Annotated in this window: 16 protein-coding genes and 1 tRNA gene; 13 read left to right on the top strand and 4 right to left on the bottom strand. The window is 61.3% G+C overall.

The genetic code is table 11. The annotated features are described in order from the left end of the window. A complete protein-coding gene (gene pgaC / locus PseAD21_RS05050; protein ID WP_102354745.1) occupies positions 1–1,356 on the top strand; it encodes a poly-beta-1,6-N-acetyl-D-glucosamine synthase in 1,356 nt (451 codons plus the stop codon). Continuing rightward, positions 1,353–1,886, top strand: a complete 534-nt coding sequence (pgaD, locus tag PseAD21_RS05045) for a poly-beta-1,6-N-acetyl-D-glucosamine biosynthesis protein PgaD (protein WP_102354744.1) — start codon at positions 1,353–1,355, stop codon at positions 1,884–1,886. Before pgaC ends, pgaD begins: the two co-directional genes overlap by 4 nt. On the opposite strand, the gene PseAD21_RS05040 is transcribed toward pgaD, so the two are convergent. Next, a complete protein-coding gene (locus PseAD21_RS05040; RefSeq protein ID WP_102354743.1) occupies positions 1,879–3,408 on the bottom strand; it encodes an FAD-dependent oxidoreductase in 1,530 nt (509 codons plus the stop codon). The genes pgaD and PseAD21_RS05040 overlap by 8 nt on opposite strands. Before the next feature lie 139 nt (positions 3,409–3,547). Between PseAD21_RS05040 and PseAD21_RS05035 the strand changes: the two genes are divergently transcribed. The 5 genes from PseAD21_RS05035 to PseAD21_RS05015 all read left to right on the top strand — a co-directional run bounded on the left by PseAD21_RS05035 (position 3,548) and on the right by PseAD21_RS05015 (position 7,378). After that, complete coding sequence (locus PseAD21_RS05035) at positions 3,548–4,108, top strand: YbhB/YbcL family Raf kinase inhibitor-like protein (protein ID WP_102354742.1); 561 nt, start codon at positions 3,548–3,550, stop codon at positions 4,106–4,108. Positions 4,109–4,196: 88 nt separating this feature from the next. Then, positions 4,197–5,882 (top strand): VWA domain-containing protein, encoded by a 1,686-nt coding sequence (locus PseAD21_RS05030; protein WP_102354741.1) that lies wholly within the window; start codon positions 4,197–4,199, stop codon positions 5,880–5,882. Positions 5,883–5,911: 29 nt separating this feature from the next. Continuing rightward, positions 5,912–6,493: an RNA polymerase sigma factor gene (locus PseAD21_RS05025; protein ID WP_178082090.1), complete on the top strand. Its 582-nt coding sequence runs from the start codon at positions 5,912–5,914 to the stop codon at positions 6,491–6,493. Next, the gene (locus tag PseAD21_RS05020; protein ID WP_102354739.1) at positions 6,490–7,086 is read left to right on the top strand and encodes a hypothetical protein; all 597 of its coding nucleotides are present in this window, start codon (positions 6,490–6,492) and stop codon (positions 7,084–7,086) included. Before PseAD21_RS05025 ends, PseAD21_RS05020 begins: the two co-directional genes overlap by 4 nt. A gap of 79 nt (positions 7,087–7,165) precedes the next feature. Continuing rightward, positions 7,166–7,378 (top strand): hypothetical protein, encoded by a 213-nt coding sequence (locus PseAD21_RS05015; RefSeq protein WP_102354738.1) that lies wholly within the window; start codon positions 7,166–7,168, stop codon positions 7,376–7,378. Between the two features lie 78 nt (positions 7,379–7,456). Here PseAD21_RS05015 and PseAD21_RS05010 read toward each other — a convergent pair. Beyond that, positions 7,457–7,533 (bottom strand) — tRNA-Arg (locus PseAD21_RS05010). A gap of 443 nt (positions 7,534–7,976) precedes the next feature. Between PseAD21_RS05010 and gabD the strand changes: the two genes are divergently transcribed. The 3 genes from gabD (at position 7,977) to PseAD21_RS04995 (ending at position 12,234) form a co-directional block, all read left to right on the top strand. Continuing rightward, on the top strand, positions 7,977–9,419 hold the full coding sequence (gene gabD, locus PseAD21_RS05005) for an NADP-dependent succinate-semialdehyde dehydrogenase (protein ID WP_102354737.1): 1,443 nt from the start codon (positions 7,977–7,979) through the stop codon (positions 9,417–9,419). Positions 9,420–9,604: 185 nt separating this feature from the next. Beyond that, positions 9,605–10,882 (top strand): 4-aminobutyrate--2-oxoglutarate transaminase, encoded by a 1,278-nt coding sequence (gene gabT, locus PseAD21_RS05000; RefSeq protein WP_007917687.1) that lies wholly within the window; start codon positions 9,605–9,607, stop codon positions 10,880–10,882. Between the two features lie 140 nt (positions 10,883–11,022). Continuing rightward, the gene (locus tag PseAD21_RS04995) at positions 11,023–12,234 is read left to right on the top strand and encodes a response regulator (RefSeq protein WP_102354736.1); all 1,212 of its coding nucleotides are present in this window, start codon (positions 11,023–11,025) and stop codon (positions 12,232–12,234) included. A gap of 137 nt (positions 12,235–12,371) precedes the next feature. Here PseAD21_RS04995 and PseAD21_RS04990 read toward each other — a convergent pair whose 3' ends face one another. Beyond that, the gene (locus PseAD21_RS04990) at positions 12,372–13,361 is read right to left on the bottom strand and encodes a sensor domain-containing diguanylate cyclase (RefSeq protein WP_102354735.1); all 990 of its coding nucleotides are present in this window, start codon (positions 13,359–13,361) and stop codon (positions 12,372–12,374) included. Between the two features lie 247 nt (positions 13,362–13,608). Further along, positions 13,609–14,793, bottom strand: coding sequence for a delta-9 fatty acid desaturase DesA (gene desA, locus PseAD21_RS04985; RefSeq protein ID WP_025113401.1), 1,185 nt, complete (start codon positions 14,791–14,793; stop codon positions 13,609–13,611). 146 nt (positions 14,794–14,939) lie between these two features. Between desA and dibA the strand changes: the two genes are divergently transcribed. From dibA to PseAD21_RS04970, 3 genes are all read left to right on the top strand, one after another. Then, the gene (dibA, locus tag PseAD21_RS04980) at positions 14,940–16,859 is read left to right on the top strand and encodes a phosphodiesterase DibA (RefSeq protein ID WP_102354734.1); all 1,920 of its coding nucleotides are present in this window, start codon (positions 14,940–14,942) and stop codon (positions 16,857–16,859) included. 300 nt (positions 16,860–17,159) lie between these two features. Beyond that, complete coding sequence (oscA, locus tag PseAD21_RS04975; protein ID WP_003220508.1) at positions 17,160–17,342, top strand: sulfur starvation response protein OscA; 183 nt, start codon at positions 17,160–17,162, stop codon at positions 17,340–17,342. 138 nt (positions 17,343–17,480) lie between these two features. After that, the gene (locus tag PseAD21_RS04970) at positions 17,481–18,494 is read left to right on the top strand and encodes a sulfate ABC transporter substrate-binding protein (protein ID WP_102354733.1); all 1,014 of its coding nucleotides are present in this window, start codon (positions 17,481–17,483) and stop codon (positions 18,492–18,494) included. Positions 18,495–18,509: the final 15 nt, after the last annotated feature.

The following is an 18,509-nucleotide window of genomic DNA, read 5'->3' as shown; positions in this document are numbered from 1 at the left end:
ATGCTGGATAGACTGTTAGCCCTGCTTGTTCTGGCGCTCGTCCTCGGCGTGCCGCTGGGGTTGATCTTTCTGGTCACCGGGCAGTTCCTGATGGACTTCGTGTTCTTCTACCCGTTGTTCATGTCCGGCCTGTGGATTTCCGGCGGCCTGTATTTCTGGCTGCACTGGGAGCGCCACTGGCCGTGGAAGGACGACACCCTGCCGCCGCCGCTGGAAGGCGAGCCGCTGATCTCGATCCTGATCCCTTGCTACAACGAAGGCGACAACGCCGCCGACACGATTCACGCGGCGCTGGGTCAGCATTACCCGAACATTGAAGTCATTGCGATCAACGACGGCTCCAAGGACAACACCGCGCAAGTGCTGGACGCGCTGGCCAAGGAAGACCCACGGTTGCGGGTCCTGCATCTGGCGGAAAACCAGGGCAAGGCCGTGGCCCTGCGCATGGGCGCCATCGCTGCACGTAGCGAATATCTGGTGTGCATCGACGGTGATGCGCTGCTGGCGCCGAACACCGCGGCCTATCTGGTGGCGCCGATGCTCGACAATGCGCGGCTTGGCGCGGTGACCGGCAACCCACGGATTCGCACACGTTCGACCCTGGTCGGGCGGGTGCAGGTCGGTGAGTTCTCCTCGATCATCGGACTGATCAAGCGCACGCAGCGGGTATTCGGACGGATCTTCACCGTTTCCGGCGTCATCGTCGCGTTCCGCCGTACCGCATTGAACCGGGTCGGCTACTGGAGCCCGGACATGATCACCGAAGACATCGACATCAGCTGGAAGCTGCAACTCGATCACTGGAGCATCTTCTACGAGCCGCGCGCCTTGTGCTGGATCCTGATGCCGGAAACCCTCGGCGGCCTGTGGAAACAGCGCCTGCGCTGGGCCCAGGGCGGTGCCGAGGTGCTGTTCAAGAACATTCGCGGGATCTGGCAGTACCGCCATCGTTACCTATGGCCGCTGCTGTTCGAATACTGCCTGTCGACCGGTTGGGCTTTCACCTTCCTGCTGTCGGTGATTTTCTGGGCGGTGGGCAAGTTCGTGGTCATGCCGGATGCCATTGCCGTTCACCATCTGATGCCGCCGGCGTTCACCGGGCTGCTGCTGGCGTTCGTCTGTCTGGTGCAGTTTGCCGTCAGCATCATCATTGATCGGCGCTACGAACCGGGCCTGGGACGCACCATGTTCTGGGTGGTCTGGTATCCGTTGGTGTTCTGGTTCATCAGCCTGCTGACCACGCTGGTCAGCTTCCCCAAGGTGTTGTTCGGGCAGCATCAGAAGCGTGCGCGTTGGGTCAGCCCTGACCGGGGTATCAAACCGGCGGGAGACGACGAAGAGGAGGTCATCAAATGAAAATCATCCGGACCCGTCAGCGCCCCTTTCTGGTCGTGATCGATGTGATCCTCACCGTACTGGCCTGGGTCGGCTTGCTGTTTCTGCTGATACGCGGGCTGTGGCCGCTGATCGACACTCATGCCGGTGGGCCGCGAATCGACAACTCGGCGTTCGAAGCACTGGGCACCTTGCACATCTACCTGTGGGTGGCGCTGGTCAACGCGGTGATCCTGATTGCCTGGGCTCGCTATCAACAGCGCAAGAGCAGAAGCTTTGCCCAGCGCCGTTTGCCGGCGCCAGTGGTGGACGATGAAGGGCTGAGCAAGAGCTTCCGCCTGTGCGATGGGCGTTTGCAGACGTTGCGCACGCCTGGGGTGATGACCATTCACAACGATCAGGACGGTGATATCAGCCATGTGGTGCTGAACTTCCGTCCGCTGGGGGCGGCGGAGTTACCACCTCCATTGGCGCCGCTGGAGCACCCTCGGGTGATCTTTCTGCACGCCGAGGACGACGATAACCGTGATCCGCTGAATCGGCCTAGCTGAGCGCGCGAATCAGCCGCCACGCCTCTTCCATGGGCAGCGGCTGCTTCATTCGTTCGGCCAGCATCGCCATGGCCCGCTCTTCTTCACAGGCCACGGCGGCGACCACCACGCCGTTGTGACCGAACAGGCCGATAAAGGGCGGCTGTTCGGGTTCGCCCTTGAACTCGACCTCATCCCACTGACTGGCATGGCCCAGGTAGTCGTAGTTCTTGCCGAAGTGCCAGGTCCAGAAAAACGGCACATCCAGATAATGCTCATCAGCGCCGAGCATGTTGGCGGCGGCGATGCGCCCGTGCTGCTGTGCCAGACGCCAGTGTTCAATGCGTTGCGGCTGACCGTTCAGGGTGAAGGTGGCGATATCGCCAATCGCCCATAACCCTGCGCAGACGCGCAGGCCGGCATCGACGTGCAGCGACTGGTCTTTCTCCCTTGGCAGCGATGCAAATGCCTCGGTGGCCGGATGCACGCCGACCCCCGCCAGCACCAGATCCGCCGACACGCGCAAACCGTTGTCCAGCAACACCGCCTCGACCTTGCCGTCGCCAGTGACTTCCCGGGCTTCGTGATCGGTGATGAATTTCACCCCGTGCGCCTCGTGCAGTGCACGGATCGCCTTGCCCACGGCTTCGCCAAACTGTGCGGCGAACGGAATGACGTGGCGGGCGATGACCGTGACGTCGAGACCGAACTGGCGCAAGGCCGAGGCGCATTCGAGGGCGATGAAGCTGTCGCCGATGATTACCGCACGCTGCTCGGGTCTGGCCGCGCGCATGATCTGTTCGGCCTGCGCTTTCGAGCGCAGGACAAACACCTGCGGCAGATTGGCACCGGGCAATAGCAGGGGGTTGGGCGCGCCGCCGGTGGCGAGCACTGCCGCGTCGTAGTGCAGGGACTGGCCGTCGTCAAACTGCAGGGTTTGCGCTGAGGCATCGAGGGCAGTGATTTCGCCTTGCCGGCGTTCGATGCGCTGCTCTCTATAAAAATTTTCATCACGCAGTGGCGGGGTGTCCTGCGCGGTCATCTCACCGGCGAGGACAAATTTGCTCAGCACCGTGCGGTCGTAAGCGGCGTCCGGTTCGCGGTCGATCATGATGATTCGGCCACCAAAACCTTTCTCGCGCAGTGCCGCCGTACACGCGGTACCGGCTGCGCCCGCACCGACAACCACGAACGTGCGCGGATCATCTGCCGGCGGTGTATGCGCATCCGGCATCGGTTGATCGTCGACCCAGACCTCCTCGCCCCGTAACTCCAGCGGATAACGCTTGAGGCTGTCGAGGGCCGGCGGTTCGCACAATGCACCGTCTTCGGCGCGAAACGCCGCCTTGTGCCACGGGCAGATCAGGCGTCCGTGACACAGCGCGCCGTCAGCCAGCGGCGCGCCGGCATGTGGGCATTCGCCCTGAAAGGCCCGTAGCTGGCCGTTTGCGCGCAGCAGAACTATCTTGCAGTCGCCGATTTCGACTGGCAGGCCACGGTCTGCAGGAACATCGGCGAAAAGGGCGACACGGTGCAGGGACATGATCGGCTTCCTCGCGGGTATTTCTCTTACGAGTTTGCGGCACAGTGCGAGGTTCAGCCAATTGCTACTGCCACAGCATCAACGGTACAGCTATAGTTTGCAGGCCGACGAAGGCCCAACTGCACAAGGTGCTCCCGGAATGACCCGATTGACCTCTCTCAACCCTTGGCTGGCGGCCGTTGCCGTCGCCCTTTGCGTGCAGTTTCCGGCGCAGGCAGCCGAGCGCTTTACCCTCGACATCCCCGGAGTCTCGGACAATCGCCTGTTCACCTCGGCCGCAGCGAGCGATTCGGCCGGCTGTGGCGGCAAGAACCAGTCGCCGGCGCTGGCCTGGAACGCTGGCCCCAGCGCCACCCAGAGCTACGCGATCGTCATGCATGACCCGGACGGTCAGAAAGGCATGGGTGTCGATCACTGGATTCACTACGGCATCAAGGCCACTACCCGGCAGATCCCGGCCGGTGTCGGCGCCAAGTCCAACCTCGAAGGTGTGGGCGGTACCAACAGCAAAGGCACTACAAATTACATCGGGCCTTGCCCACCGGTTGGCGACAGTGCTCACCACTACATCATCCAGATCTACGCCCTGGACCTCGCCCCGGACGCCTTGCCGGCCGGCCTGACCCGTGCCGAGCTGATGGACAAGATCAAAGGCCACGTCCTGCGTAACAGCAGTGTGGTGCGGCGTTATCACCGCTGAAAATAATTTCCGCGGCGTTTAACCCGAACTGAAGGGGTTGCCCGTCTCAGAGGATGAATGGATCACTTTCATCCCGAGGTCAGCCCCCATGTCCCGTTCTCTGCCTTTCCTGCGACCTGTTGCGGTCGGTGTGCTGTTGGCCGTCGCCGGTTGCGGCGTGTCTTCCAATCCGGAGTCGGCCGCCGTCCCGGCGCCCGCCCAGCCGCAGGCTTCGATTCAGCACGAAGCGGTTATGGCCGATGTCGCCATGGCCAAACGCAGTGCGCGTGCGGCGCCGATCGCCAGTTTCACCGCGATGCCGGCCCCGGACAGTAATCCACAGGGCTACCGCGACGAGCAGCGCGAGCAGTATCAGGCGCTGGCCGACAACCCGATCCATAGCGTCGCCGAGTCCCCGGTCTCGACCTTCAGCGCCGACGTCGACACCGGCGCCTATGCCAACGTCCGGCGTTTGCTCAATCAGGGGCGTCTGCCGCCAGAAGGCGCGGTGCGACTGGAGGAAATGGTCAATTACTTTCCCTACGACTATGCGTTGCCAACCGATGATTCGCCATTTGGCGTGACCACCGAACTGGCCGCCACCCCGTGGAATCCGCACACCCGTCTGCTGCGCATCGGCATCAAGACCTCCGACCGCGCTGCGGCGGACCTGGCCCCGGCGAATCTGGTGTTTCTGGTGGATGTGTCCGGCTCGATGGATCGCCGCGAAGGTCTGCCACTGGTCAAAAGCACACTGAAGTTGCTGGTCGATCAATTGCGCGAGCAAGACCGGGTCTCACTGGTGGTGTATGCCGGCGAATCCCGGGTGGTGCTGGAGCCGACTTCCGGACGCGAGAAAGCGAAAATTCGCACCGCCATCGAGCAATTGACCGCAGGCGGTTCAACCGCTGGCGCGTCGGGCATCGAACTGGCCTATCAAATGGCGCAGCAAGCGTTTATCCCCAAGGGCATCAACCGCATCCTGCTGGCCACCGACGGTGACTTCAACGTTGGCATCAGCGACTTCGACAGCCTCAAGCAAATGGCTGTGGATAAACGCAAGACCGGGATTTCCCTGACCACCCTGGGTTTCGGTGTGGATAACTACAATGAACACTTGATGGAGCAGTTGGCCGACGCCGGCGATGGCAACTACGCCTACATCGACAACTTGCGCGAGGCGCGCAAAGTGCTGGTGGATCAGCTGGGCTCGACCCTCGCGGTGGTGGCGAAAAACGTCAAACTGCAGGTGGAATTCAACCCGGCGCAGGTCACTGAATATCGCCTGCTCGGCTACGAAAACCGCGCGCTCAAGCGTGAGGACTTCAGCAACGACAAAGTCGATGCCGGTGAAGTCGGCGCAGGACACACGGTGACTGCGCTGTATGAAATTGTTCCGGCAGGTGAGAGGGGCTGGCTGGAACCGCTGCGCTACGGTAAATCGGAGGCGGCGGTTGCGGCGAAGGACGGGGAATTGGCGATGCTGCGTGTGCGTTATCAACAGCCCGAAGGTGGGAAAAGTCTGCTGATCGAGCGGCCGATTGCCAATCAGGTCGCACCGGCCAGCGAGGATCTGCGCTTTGCCGCCGCCGTCGCGGCGTTTTCCCAGCAACTCAAGGATGGTCGTTACACCGGCGATTTCAGCCTCAAGGACACCGAAGCGCTGGCCCGTGGTGCGCGCGGCGATGACCGTTTCGGCTTGCGCAACGAGTTCGTGCAACTGGTGGAACTGGCGCAGAGCCTGCGCACCTCAACCGCGTCGAATGCGATGCCCGCTGAGCGACGGATTGAATAGTGAGCCGTCTGAAAGGCCTCATCAGTCAGCTGTTTGCTTCGTCAGACAGCCCGGCCGCCAGCAGCGATGAAACGCTGCTGGCGCGTTATCGCGGCGGCAACAGCGCGGCGTTCGAGATTTTGTACGCCCGCCATCGTCAGGGGTTGTATCGGTTTCTGCTGGGATTGAGCGGCAAACCGGAACTGGCTGACGAGGTGTTTCAGGACACCTGGCTGAGCCTGATCCGCAGCGCCAGTCAACCTCAGGGGAGGGCGACGTTTCGTACGTGGCTGTTCCAGATTGCGCGCAATCGCCTGATCGATCACTGGCGCAAACACGGTGCTCATCAGCCGCTGCATGACAGCTACGACGAACAGCTGCATGCGGTTGGCGACGAGACCAACGATCCCGAACAACTGCTGAACCTCAGCCGCGACAGCCAGCGCCTGGAAAGCGCCCTGCAAACCCTGCCCGCCGATCAGCGCGAAGTGTTCCTGCTGCGCGCCCATGGCGACCTCGACCTGGCGCAAATCGCCAGCCTCACCGAAACACCGCTGGAAACCGTCAAGAGCCGCTTGCGCTACGCCCAGCAAAAACTGCGTCGGCTGCTGGCCGAGGAGGTACTGACATGACTGACGCCCGCCAGACACCCGAAGAACAACTGCTCAGGCATTACCGCGAGCAACACACCGGCGAACCGCCAGAGCACCTCGATGCGCTGATTCTCGCCGCTGCCCACCGCGCCGCCCCGGCACCCAAGCCAAGCCTGTGGCAACGTTGGCTGCAAGCCTGCCAGAAACCCCGTTGGCAGGTCGCGTTCGCCAGCCTGGTCGGCGTGGCCCTGATGTTGTCGCTGGTGCAACGTGCACCGGAGCCGCAACCTCGATTCGACTTCGCCCCGGCCGCCAAACCCGCCGCACCACTGGCGCGCAAACAAGCCCCCGAAGCGCAGTCGCTGGCAGCCCCCGCTGGCGCCATGCCCGCGCCGGCGCCGATGATGGAAATGGCTGCACCGATGCAAAGCGGCGCAATCAGCGCCGACGAAGCCAAAGTCAGCAAACGCGCCGCCGCCCCGGCCAACGGCCTCGACACGCAACTGCGCGAAGTCCTGCGCCTGCGCGAATCCGGCCAGTCGCAAGCCGCTGATGCGTTGTACAACAACCTGCACAAACGCTACCCCGACGTGGACCTCGACCGGCGACTCGAACAAATCCGCCATAACTGACCGCCTGATCGCCCAGCCATTTGGCATTGCCCGGCAAAAACGCGCACTATCGGGCCATGGCTGAACGCTGGAGAACTCCGTGGCACCAAAAATCGACCGCATCGCCCAACTCCTCAACTGCCCGCAGAAGGGCGAGGAGATGCGGCGCGCGATTACTGAAGCGCGTAAGGAGTTTCTGCTGAACCAGTCGGAAGAAGACGTCGTGGAAGAAGACGAGGTTTTTGAGGAAGTTGGGGAGGAAGAGGATGACGAGGACGACGATTACGATGAGTTTGACTGGACGACGGAGTAACCGCCGTCGCATGAAGGATCAGCACCCAACAAAAAAGCCCCGGACCATCACAGTCCGGGGCTTTCTCGTTTAAATCAGTGGTGCACCAGGCGGGATTCGAACCCACGACCCCTGCCTTCGGAGGGCAGTACTCTATCCAGCTGAGCTACTGGTGCAGCGGGCGACATCATACCTAGGTCGGCTCGGGGCGTCCATGCTGGGTTTTGGCGGGTTTTGTCAGGGCGCGTGTCGGGAGAAATCGCTGCATTCCTTAAAGCTGTAACGTTCTGCAAAACCCTCGCTTGGCGCTTTTGCCGGGCTGTTCTATGGTTTGGCTGCGGCCGGGGCTTTTTGCTCGTTGATCTGGAAATTTCCACAAACACGTCGTTTTTGTTCTTTTTTTCGAACGACCTATTGTCCTTTAACCCCTTTGATCCTACGATCCGTTTGAGATTTCAAACGCTCTTTGACTGGGTATTGAGCCGCACGTGTTTCGAATCGTGCACGATTGATGGGCTTGACCCGGTCTCTGATTTCCCTGACGGCAGCCTTGCGAGGCGCCTTTCTACAATCATAATTTTGCTCCGCGCAGGCCGCGGTGCTGTTAAGGAAAGCCGACATGCAGCTTAAAGACACCCTGTTGTTCCGCCAGCAAGCCTTCATTGATGGCGCTTGGGTCGATGCGGACAACGGTCAGACGATCAAGGTCAACAACCCGGCCACCGGCGAAATCCTCGGTACTGTGCCGAAAATGGGCGCCGCTGAAACCCGCCGCGCGATCGAAGCCGCTGATAAAGCGCTGCCGGCCTGGCGTGCACTGACCGCCAAGGAGCGTGCAGGCAAGCTGCGTCGCTGGTTCGAACTGATGATCGAGAACCAGGACGACCTCGCGCGTCTGATGACCCTCGAGCAGGGCAAGCCGCTGGCCGAAGCCAAGGGCGAAATCGTTTACGCCGCTTCGTTCATCGAGTGGTTCGCCGAAGAAGCCAAGCGCATCTACGGTGACGTGATTCCAGGCCACCAGCCGGACAAGCGCCTGATCGTGATCAAGCAGCCGATCGGCGTGACCGCCGCGATTACCCCGTGGAACTTCCCGGCGGCGATGATCACCCGTAAAGCCGGCCCTGCGCTGGCCGCCGGTTGCACCATGGTGCTCAAGCCGGCTTCGCAAACTCCATTCTCCGCGTTCGCCCTGGCTGAGCTGGCCCAGCGTGCCGGCATTCCGAAAGGCGTGTTCAGCGTGGTCTCCGGCAGCGCCGGCGACATTGGCAGCGAGCTGACCAGCAACCCGATCGTGCGCAAGCTGTCCTTCACCGGTTCGACCGAAATCGGTCGTCAACTGATGTCGGAATGCGCCAAGGACATCAAGAAAGTCTCGCTGGAACTGGGCGGCAACGCGCCGTTCATCGTGTTCGACGACGCGGACCTGGATAAGGCCGTCGAAGGCGCGATCATTTCCAAGTACCGCAACAATGGCCAGACCTGCGTCTGCGCCAACCGCCTGTACATTCAGGATTCGGTCTACGATGCGTTCGCCGAGAAGCTGAAGGTGGCAGTTGCCAAACTGAAGATCGGCAACGGTCTGGAAGAAGGCACCACCACGGGCCCGCTGATCGACGAAAAAGCCGTGGCCAAGGTGCAAGAGCACATCGCTGACGCTGTAGCCAAAGGCGCCCCCGTGCTGGCTGGCGGAAAGCCAATGGAAGGCAACTTTTTCGAGCCGACCATCCTGACCAACGTGCCGAAAAACGCTGCGGTGGCCAAGGAAGAAACCTTTGGGCCACTGGCGCCGTTGTTCCGCTTCAAAGATGAAGCCGAAGTGATCGCGATGTCCAACGACACCGAGTTCGGGCTGGCCTCCTACTTCTACGCTCGCGACCTCGGTCGTGTGTTCCGTGTCGCTGAAGCGCTGGAATACGGCATGGTCGGCGTCAACACCGGGCTGATCTCCAATGAAGTCGCGCCGTTCGGCGGCATCAAGGCCTCGGGCCTGGGCCGTGAAGGCTCCAAGTACGGCATCGAAGATTACCTGGAAATCAAATACCTCTGCCTGGGCATCTAAGCCGAGAAAGGGATCGCTGTAAACGCAAAGGGCACGAGAGCGCTGTCCCTTTGCGTCGTTTCAAACCGGAATTTTCTCTGCGGCCGGGAACGCCGTGGCAGTCGATCATCGCATGCTGCCACCGCCGATTCCTCCCGCTTAATCCTTGAGCCACGCCGCCCGATGAGCGGTGAATGAGGACTGTAATGAGCAAGACTAACGCTGAACTGATGGCCCGCCGTACCGCAGCTGTTCCACGTGGTGTTGGCCAGATTCACCCGATCTTCGCCGAGTCGGCGAAGAACGCTACCGTGACTGACGTCGAAGGTCGTGAATTCATCGACTTCGCCGGCGGTATCGCTGTGCTGAACACCGGCCACGTGCACCCGAAAATCATCGCGGCCGTGACCGAACAGTTGAACAAGCTGACTCACACCTGCTTCCAGGTGCTGGCTTACGAGCCGTACGTTGAGCTGTGCGAAAAGATCAACGCCAAGGTGCCAGGTGATTTCGCCAAGAAAACCCTGCTGGTGACCACCGGTTCCGAAGCCGTGGAAAACGCCGTGAAAATCGCCCGTGCCGCCACTGGTCGTGCCGGCGTGATCGCGTTCACCGGTGCTTACCACGGTCGCACCATGATGACCCTGGGCCTGACCGGTAAAGTCGTACCTTACTCGGCCGGCATGGGCCTGATGCCAGGCGGCATCTTCCGCGCGCTGTACCCGAACGAACTGCACGGCGTGAGCATCGACGACTCGATCGCTTCCATCGAACGCATCTTCAAGAACGACGCCGAGCCGAAAGACATCGCCGCGATCATCATCGAGCCTGTGCAGGGTGAAGGTGGTTTCTACGTCGCGCCGAAAGAATTCATGAAGCGTCTGCGCGCCCTGTGCGACCAGCACGGCATCCTGCTGATCGCTGACGAAGTGCAGACCGGCGCTGGCCGTACCGGCACCTTCTTCGCCATGGAACAGATGGGCGTTGCTGCCGACCTGACCACCTTCGCAAAATCAATCGCGGGCGGCTTCCCGCTGGCCGGTGTCTGCGGCAAGGCCGAATACATGGACGCTATCGCCCCTGGCGGCCTGGGCGGCACCTACGCCGGTAGCCCGATCGCTTGCGCCGCGGCCTTGGCCGTGATGGAAGTGTTCGAAGAAGAGCAACTGCTGGACCGCTGCAAGGCTGTCGGCGAGCGTCTGGTAACCGGCTTGAAGGCCATCCAGGCCAAGTACCCGGTGATCGGCGAAGTGCGTGCCCTGGGCGCGATGATCGCGGTCGAGCTGTTCGAAAACGGCGACAGCCACAAGCCAAACGCCGCCGCTGTAGCGTCCGTTGTGGCCAAGGCGCGTGACAAGGGCCTGATCCTGCTGTCCTGCGGCACCTACGGCAACGTTCTGCGCGTACTCGTACCGCTGACCTCGCCGGACGAGCAACTGGACAAAGGCCTGGCGATCATCGAAGAGTGCTTCTCGGAGCTGTAAGTCGCGCACTGTGTGACCGGATAGACAAAAAACCCGCTTCGGCGGGTTTTTTTACGCCGCTTGAAACACATCCAGTGCTTTTACGCTGTATCGAAAGGCCAGCATTGGCTAAGGTTCAGGCATTGCAAGGGAGAGCGCGCATGACTGCCGTTGATTTACCCGCCGTACCCCGAGTGCTGATTGCCGAGGCCGATCCGTGGTCTCGGGACCTGCTCAAACAAGTGTTGCTCAACGTCCGTTGCGATGCGCGGCTGGACCTGTGTGCCGACGGTCAGCAAGCCCTGTCATTGCTCAGCGAAGTGCCGTATGACCTGGCGATCGTCGATTGGGAGTTGCCGGGCATCGATGGCTTGAGCGTGCTGCGCAGTGTGCGGCAGCGCAAACGCAATCCGCCGCTGCCGTTCATTCTGATGAGCAGCCGCAATGACAGCGCCAGCGTGCGCGAAGCCATACCGCTGGCGCCCACGGCCTACCTGACCAAACCGTTGAACATGGAAAGCCTGACCGAGCGCTTGCAGGGCCTGCTGCTGGATGCCGGCGAAGAGGTGTTCTGCGAGGTGCCGACCCTGGCGCCGGGCATGACCCTGTCGGTGTTCCTTGAGCGGCGCCGCGAACAGGCCGACGGTGCGCCGTTGATGACCGATGTGCAGGTGGCGGTGAAGCGCAGCCTGAACCCGAGCGGCCTTGATCTGAAGCTGCTGGAAGAAGAAATCCGCACTGACCCGCAAATCACCGCCGTACTGATCGCGGCGGCCAACAGCGCAGCGCAGCATCATGGCGCGGCGGTGCAGACCTTGGGGCAAGCGCTGCATCGGCTCGGCACCGGGCAGAGCATGAACCTGATTCTCGGCCTGGCGCTCAAGCGCAGCGCCAAACTCAGCGACCCGTGTCTGGCGGACTACGCCGAACGCTATTGGGGGCTGTCGCTGCACACGGCCGAATACGCGCGCACGCTGGCGCGCCTGCTCGATCTGGATCAGGAGCGCTGTTATTGCGCCGGCATGCTGCATCGTCTCGGCGATCTGGCGTTGCTGCGTTGTTTGCAGGAATGGAAACAGGCCGGCGGAGAGCTGGATGAGTGGGAAGAGGTGGGCGACGCGCTGGCGGAATTTGGCGCGGCCTACGGTTCGGCATTGCGCACTCGCTGGCGCTTGCCGCTGGAGCTGCGTGAGTTGATTGCGTCGGTCTACCAGCTCGGTGGCGGGGTCTACTCCCGTGAGGCGCTGGTGATGAACATGGCGGCGCAGATGGCCCGCCTGACCGAGCATGAGGGCGTCGAGGCGCTGGGCAAGAGTCGCACGGCGCGGCTGCTGAAGATCGGGCTGCCGGAGTTGATGCGGATGCGTAAATAACCGGAGTTTCACCAAACCCCTGTAGGAGTGAGCCTGCTCGCGATTGCGGATTGTCAGTCAGCATCAATGCTGAATGTCAGATCCAATCGCGAGCAGGCTCACTCCTACAGGGTTATGTGTTGAATCGGAATCCGGGTTCAGGCAGAGATAATCCGGTTCTTGCCCTGGCGCTTGGCCTCGTACATCGCCGCATCCGCCCGGGCGAACAGGCTGTCGAGACTGTCGTCGCCTTCCTTGAGGCTGGTCAGGCCCTGACTGACGGTGATGCCGAACGTCTGCCCGTCATGGCTGAAACTCAAGCGCTGAATCTCCTGCTGCAGCCGCTCGGCCACTTGCATCGCCATGTCCGGTGCGCAACCGGGGAACACCGCGGCGAACTCCTCGCCGCCAATGCGTCCGAATAGATCGCCCCGGCGTAACGAGCCGCGCCCGCACTCGGCGATCCGTTGCAGCACATTGTCGCCCTCGGGGTGACCGTAGCTGTCGTTGATCAGCTTGAAGTCATCGATATCCAGCAGCAGAAAGGCCAGTGGCGAACCTTGCAGGCGCGCCTCTTCGAACTCGCGGTTGGCGCATTCGAAGAAATGGCGGCGGTTGCTGCTTTGGGTCAGCACGTCGGTGGTCGCCAGGCGTTGCAGCTCGGTTTCCATGTGCTTCTTGTCGGTGATGTCCTCGGCGATGCCGACAATGATCACCGGTTGCCCAGGCTCGTCCTGACGGTTGATGAAGCATTTGTCGCTGAGCCAGCGAACCTGGCCGTCGGCGGCGATGATCCGGTATTCGCGGTCCTCCACCGCGCCCTTGTGCAGGACTTCGGCGAGACTGCGTTCGGCGTATTCCAGGTCGTCGGGGTAGATGCTGTCGCGCCACTGGTTGTAGTCGGCGAGCAAGAGCCCTGCGGAGCGCCCGAAAATCCGCTCATACGCGGGGCTGACGTACAGCACCTGACGGGTTTCCCAGTTGAACGCCCACAGCACCGCGTTGACGCTCACCAGCAGTGAACTGAACAGCTGTTCGCGCTCGCTCAGCCGGGCGACTTCGCCTTGGGCGTGCATCAGCGCCATCAGGGTTTGCGCGGCCTCGGGCCACTGCGCAAGGGATGAGTCTTTTTGATTGTTGTTGACCATCGGCACATATCTCAAAGGGCGTGCCGCGATTTCGACAACGGCCACAGTACAGCCCGCCGGGGTGGCGAAGTGTCTTTGAGATAGGGCTTTCGGTGCTAAGTTCCGCGCTTTTGTGGCGAGGGAGCGTGCTCCCGCCGGGCGGTAGGGATGACGCGTTTCATCAATGAGAACGCGTCGTCAGATTTGCGCTAGCTGCGCTACCGATCGGGGATGAACCCCCTCACCACAGGGGATTCATTCACCGCGGTCAAACTGCGGCAGGACGCAGCGAGTAGGTTTTCAACTGGTCAGCGAATTCCCGCAGGGACTGGATACCGCTGGCCTCGGCCTCGTGCACCCATTCCTTGATGGCGGCGAGCATGTCGTGGCCATTGGCGCTGGTCTTGACCCAGATCTGCTGCAGGGCCAGGCGTTTTTCGTAGATTACCTTCAGCGCCTGGCTGTGCTCGAGCATGTTCTGGATGCGCAAGTGATGACGGTCTTCCAGCAGGCTGGTTTCCCGCGAGAGCAGGCGTTTGGCCCGATGGAATTGATGGCGTACCGAATGATCGACCTTGTCCAGCTCCTGCTTGACCAGCGGGCCGATCACCAATTTGCGGTACTGGGCCATGATCTGGAAGCGGTTGTTGAGGATCGCCATGGCGGTGTCCATGTCCAGATTGCCCTTGCCTTCGACGCGGTGGGCGATCGGTGCCACACGCTGCACCTTGGCCAGACCGAGGAAGCTGAAGACCTTGATCCACGCCCAGCCGAGGTCGAACTCCCACTTCTTCACCGAGAGCTTGGCCGAGTTAGGGTAGGTGTGATGGTTGTTGTGCAGCTCTTCGCCGCCGATCAGGATGCCCCACGGCACCAGATTGGTCGCCGCGTCGCGGCATTCGAAGTTGCGGTAGCCGATGGCATGCCCCAGACCGTTGACCACGCCGGCAGCCCAGACCGGGATCCACATCATCTGGATCGCCCAGATGGTGATGCCGATGGTGCCGAACAGCAGCAGGTCGATGACGCCCATGATCGCCACGCCCAGCAGCGGATAGCGGCTGTAGAGATTGCGCTCGATCCAGTCTTCGGGACAGTTCTTGCCGTAGATGCGCAGGGTCTCCGGGTTCTCGGCTTCGGCGCGATACAGCTCGGCGCCTTTGCGCAGCACGGTGGACAGGCCCTTGATGACCGGACTGTGCGGGTCATCTTCGGTTTCGCATTTGGCGTGGTGTTTACGGTGGATGGCGGTCCACTCGCGGGTGTTCTGCGCCGTGGTCAGCCACAGCCAGAAGCGGAAAAAGTGTTTCAGGCCAGCGTTCAGTTCAAGCGAGCGATGGGCCGAGTAACGGTGCAGATAGACCGTGACGGCGACAATTGTCACGTGGGTCATCAGCAGGGTGACCGCGACCAGTGACCAGGCCGACAAGCCAAGAAAACCTTCGTACCACATAGGCTATAGGGCCCTCGAAAAAGAAAAAAACAGCCGTTGCATTATCACCAAGCACACAGATAAAACCAGTCGCCCTTTCAGATAAGAGTCGCTGGATGTTTCTTGACCTATAATTCCAACCTTTTTGTAGGGACATGGACAGCCGAATGTCTGCCACATATCGCGATGCCTTGCGTGCAGCGCTGCTTTATCTCGTGCTTGCGGCCGCTTGGCTGCAAGGGACTGGTTATTTATTAAACAATTTCTTCGATGAGTCCGTCGATCAACTGCGATGGCAACTGATCAACGGTTACGTCTGGGCGGCGCTGAGTGCCGGGTTGATCTTTCTGGCGCGCGTGCGTCTGTGTGAGTTTCTCGGCATTGGTGCGCGGTTGCGCGAGCGTCAGGCCGACCGTGAGCGCCTGCGCCAGGCGGCAGCGGTGTTCGATTGCACCCGCGAAGGGGTGCTGGTCACCAATCGCGAGGGCCTGATCGTGCACGTCAACCGTGCGTTCATGGAGATCACGGGCTACCAGCGCGAAGAAGTCCTCGGCCATCAGCCGAGCCTGTTCAAGTCCGGCCACCATCCACCGGGCTTCTATCAGGCGATGTTCGCCACCCTGCAGGCCCACGGCGAGTGGAGCGGGGAAATCTGGAACCGGCGCAAGGGCGGTGAAATTTATCCACAGTGGCAGACCATCCGCGTCATTCACGACGACCAGAATCGCCTCAGTCACTACGTGGCGGTGTTTTCCGACATCAGTGCGATCAAGGACTCCGAACACGAACTCAAGCACCTCGCCCACCACGATCCTTTGACCGACCTGCCCAACCGCCTGCTGTTCAGCGACCGCGCCGAGCAGGCGCTGGCCTCGGCGCAGATTCACAAGCGCGGCTGCGCCTTGCTGATGATCGATCTCGATCACTTCAAGATGATCAACGACAGCCTCGGGCACAACGTCGGCGACTGTTTGCTCAAAGCGGTAGCGGCGCGCCTGCAGGACCTGTTCGGCCCCGGGATTACCCTGGCGCGGCTCGGCGGTGACGAGTTCGCGGTGCTGGCGGAAAGTTGTCCACAACTGGTGCAGGCTGCGGCGCTGGCCCAGCGCATTCTCGATGCGCTGAAGGAGCCGTTCGGCATCGACCGGCACGAGCTGTTCATCAACGCCAGTATCGGCATCAGCCTGTTCCCCAGCGACGCGCTGAGTGCCGACCAACTGTTGCGCAATGCCGACGCCGCGCTGTTCAAGGCCAAGAGCAGCGGGCGCAACGGTTATGCGTTGTACACCGAAGAACTGACCGCCCATGCGCAGCAACGGGTCGAGATCGCTTTCGAACTGCGACGCGCGCTGGAGCAGCAGGAACTGCGCGTCTATTACCAACCGGTTCACGATCTGAGTACCCGTCGCCTGATCGGTGTCGAAGCGCTGGTGCGCTGGCAGCATCCGCAGCGGGGGGTGGTGTCGCCGGCGGAATTCATTCCGATTGCCGAGCGCACCGGGCTGATTGCCGAAATCGACGCCTGGGTCATGCGCCAGGCGTGTTCGCAGATGTGCCGATGGCAGCAGGCCGGGATTGTCCTGTCGTTCGTCGCGGTGAACGTCTCGTCGCGGCTGTTTGCCCGGCGCGAGCTGTATCAGCAGGTGGCGCAGGTGCTGCACGAGACCGGGCTGGATCCGGCCTGTCTGGAGCTGGAAGTCACCGAAAGTGCGGTGATGGACGACCCGGAAGTGGCGCTTGAGCAAATGCATCGGTTGCGCGAGTTGGGCATTCGCCTGGCCATCGACGATTTTGGCACCGGGTATTCATCGCTGCTGCGGCTCAAGCGCCTGCCGGTGCAGAAGCTCAAGATCGATCAGGGTTTTGTCGCCGGGCTGCCGTCTGACGAGGACGATGTGGCGATCGTTCGCGTGATCATCGCGCTGGCCCGCAGCATGGGCATGCAGGTGCACGCCGAAGGCATCGAGCAGGCCGAGCAGGCGGCGTTTCTGCTGGATCAGGAATGTGATCTGGGCCAGGGCTACTGGTTTGGGCGGCCGGTGCCGGCGGGGGAGATTGATTGGGCGAAGGCTCCTGTTATCGGCTGAATCCAGTATCTGTGGTGAGTACAAAACCTGTGGCGAGGGGATTTATCCCCATTGGGTTGCGAATCGACTCTGAAAATTTTGGGACTGCTGCGCAGTCCAGCGGGGATAAATCCCCTCACCACAGGGTTATCTGTCGGTCCCGAATCTGCGCAAACCCTTGCCCCGCCAGATAATGTTTTCTAGTTATATAAACATTCTTAAATAGTCTTTTTAAGAATATCTGCGCCTCTCTTATATTGCTCCCACGCCGAACGCAGTGCCGCCCACTGCCAGGCATATCCCATTCAAAGGAGCAGCACCATGAGCGCATCCCTTCGCAGCGTTGACGGTCAGGACGAAACCACCATCTTGCGTGAAATCCAGAGCGCCCTGCGCGATCTGCGTTTCGGCGCGGTGGAGATCACTGTGCACAACGCCCAGGTCGTACAGATCGAACGCAAAGAGAAATTCCGTTTGCAGCAGCCGGGCAACAAACCGAGCTGAAAAAGATCGCAGCCTGCGCCAGCTTCTGCAGGGGGGCTGTGCGCAAGAGCTGTCGCAGGCGGCGATCTTTGAATGAGCAACCCGACTCCAGCAACACATAAGAAAAAGCCACCACCCAGAATTCCAGGAGCTTTCACCATGTCGTCGATTCGCCGTTACGCTTTGGCCGCCCTGGCCAGTGCTGTGTTTGCCGGTTCCGCGGTTGCCAAGGATTACGAACTGCTCAACGTGTCGTATGACCCGACCCGTGAGCTGTATCAGGACTACAACGCCGAATTCATCAAGTTCTGGCAGCAGGACCATGCCGGCGATACCGTGAAAATCCAGCAGTCCCACGGCGGTTCGGGCAAGCAGGGTCGCGCGGTAATCGACGGTCTGCGGGCCGACGTCGTGACGCTGGCGCTGGCCGGCGACATCGACGAAATCGCCAAACTCGGCAAGACCCTGCCGGCCGACTGGCAGAAGCGTCTGCCGGACGCCAGCACCCCGTACACCTCGACCATCGTGTTCCTGGTGCGCAAGGGCAACCCGAAAGGCATCAAGGACTGGGGTGACCTGGTCAAGAACGACGTCTCGGTGATCACCCCGAACCCGAAAACATCCGGTGGTGCGCGCTGGAACTTCCTCGCCGCGTGGGCCTATGGCCTGAAAGCCAACGGCGGCAGCGAAGAAAAAGCCAAAGAGTACGTACAGACCCTGTTCAAGCACGTTCCGGTACTGGACACCGGTGCCCGTGGCTCGACCATCACCTTCGTCAACAACGGTCAGGGTGACGTGTTGCTGGCCTGGGAAAACGAAGCGTTCCTGGCGCTGAAAGAAGAAGGCGGCGCCGACAAGTTCGACATCGTTGTGCCGTCGCTGTCGATCCTCGCCGAACCGCCAGTGGCTGTGGTCGACAAGAATGCCGAGAAGAAGGGCAACGAGCAGATCGCCGAAGCCTATCTGAAGCACCTGTATAGCCCGGCCGGTCAGGAGATCGCCGCGAAGAACTTCTACCGCCCGCGTGACAAGGACGTGGCGGCGAAGTACGCCCAGCAGTTCCCGAAACTGGAACTGGTGACCATCGACAAGGACTTCGGCGGCTGGAAATCCGCGCAGCCGAAATTCTTCAACGACGGTGGCGTGTTCGACCAGATCTATCAGGCGCAGTAATCTCAAATGAAACGA

It is taken from the genome of Pseudomonas sp. AD21 (genome assembly GCF_002878485.1).
Taxonomy (GTDB): Bacteria; Pseudomonadota; Gammaproteobacteria; order Pseudomonadales; family Pseudomonadaceae; genus Aquipseudomonas.
This window is presented reverse-complemented; position numbering and strand designations above follow the sequence as displayed.

Bases quoted from the DNA above. Each gene is read 5' to 3' on its own strand.
- oscA (WP_003220508.1), top strand. From the start codon at position 17,160: ATGAGCGCATCCCTTCGCAGCGTTGACGGTCAGGACGAAACCACCATC.
- PseAD21_RS05040 (WP_102354743.1), bottom strand. From the start codon at position 3,408: ATGTCCCTGCACCGTGTCGCCCTTTTCGCCGATGTTCCTGCAGACCGT.
- PseAD21_RS04970 (WP_102354733.1), top strand. From the start codon at position 17,481: ATGTCGTCGATTCGCCGTTACGCTTTGGCCGCCCTGGCCAGTGCTGTG.
- PseAD21_RS05035 (WP_102354742.1), top strand. From the start codon at position 3,548: ATGACCCGATTGACCTCTCTCAACCCTTGGCTGGCGGCCGTTGCCGTC.
- dibA (WP_102354734.1), top strand. From the start codon at position 14,940: ATGTCTGCCACATATCGCGATGCCTTGCGTGCAGCGCTGCTTTATCTC.
- gabD (WP_102354737.1), top strand. From the start codon at position 7,977: ATGCAGCTTAAAGACACCCTGTTGTTCCGCCAGCAAGCCTTCATTGAT.
- PseAD21_RS05030 (WP_102354741.1), top strand. From the start codon at position 4,197: ATGTCCCGTTCTCTGCCTTTCCTGCGACCTGTTGCGGTCGGTGTGCTG.
- desA (WP_025113401.1), bottom strand. From the start codon at position 14,793: ATGTGGTACGAAGGTTTTCTTGGCTTGTCGGCCTGGTCACTGGTCGCG.
- pgaD (WP_102354744.1), top strand. From the start codon at position 1,353: ATGAAAATCATCCGGACCCGTCAGCGCCCCTTTCTGGTCGTGATCGAT.
- PseAD21_RS04990 (WP_102354735.1), bottom strand. From the start codon at position 13,361: ATGGTCAACAACAATCAAAAAGACTCATCCCTTGCGCAGTGGCCCGAG.
- gabT (WP_007917687.1), top strand. From the start codon at position 9,605: ATGAGCAAGACTAACGCTGAACTGATGGCCCGCCGTACCGCAGCTGTT.
- PseAD21_RS04995 (WP_102354736.1), top strand. From the start codon at position 11,023: ATGACTGCCGTTGATTTACCCGCCGTACCCCGAGTGCTGATTGCCGAG.
- PseAD21_RS05020 (WP_102354739.1), top strand. From the start codon at position 6,490: ATGACTGACGCCCGCCAGACACCCGAAGAACAACTGCTCAGGCATTAC.
- pgaC (WP_102354745.1), top strand. From the start codon at position 1: ATGCTGGATAGACTGTTAGCCCTGCTTGTTCTGGCGCTCGTCCTCGGC.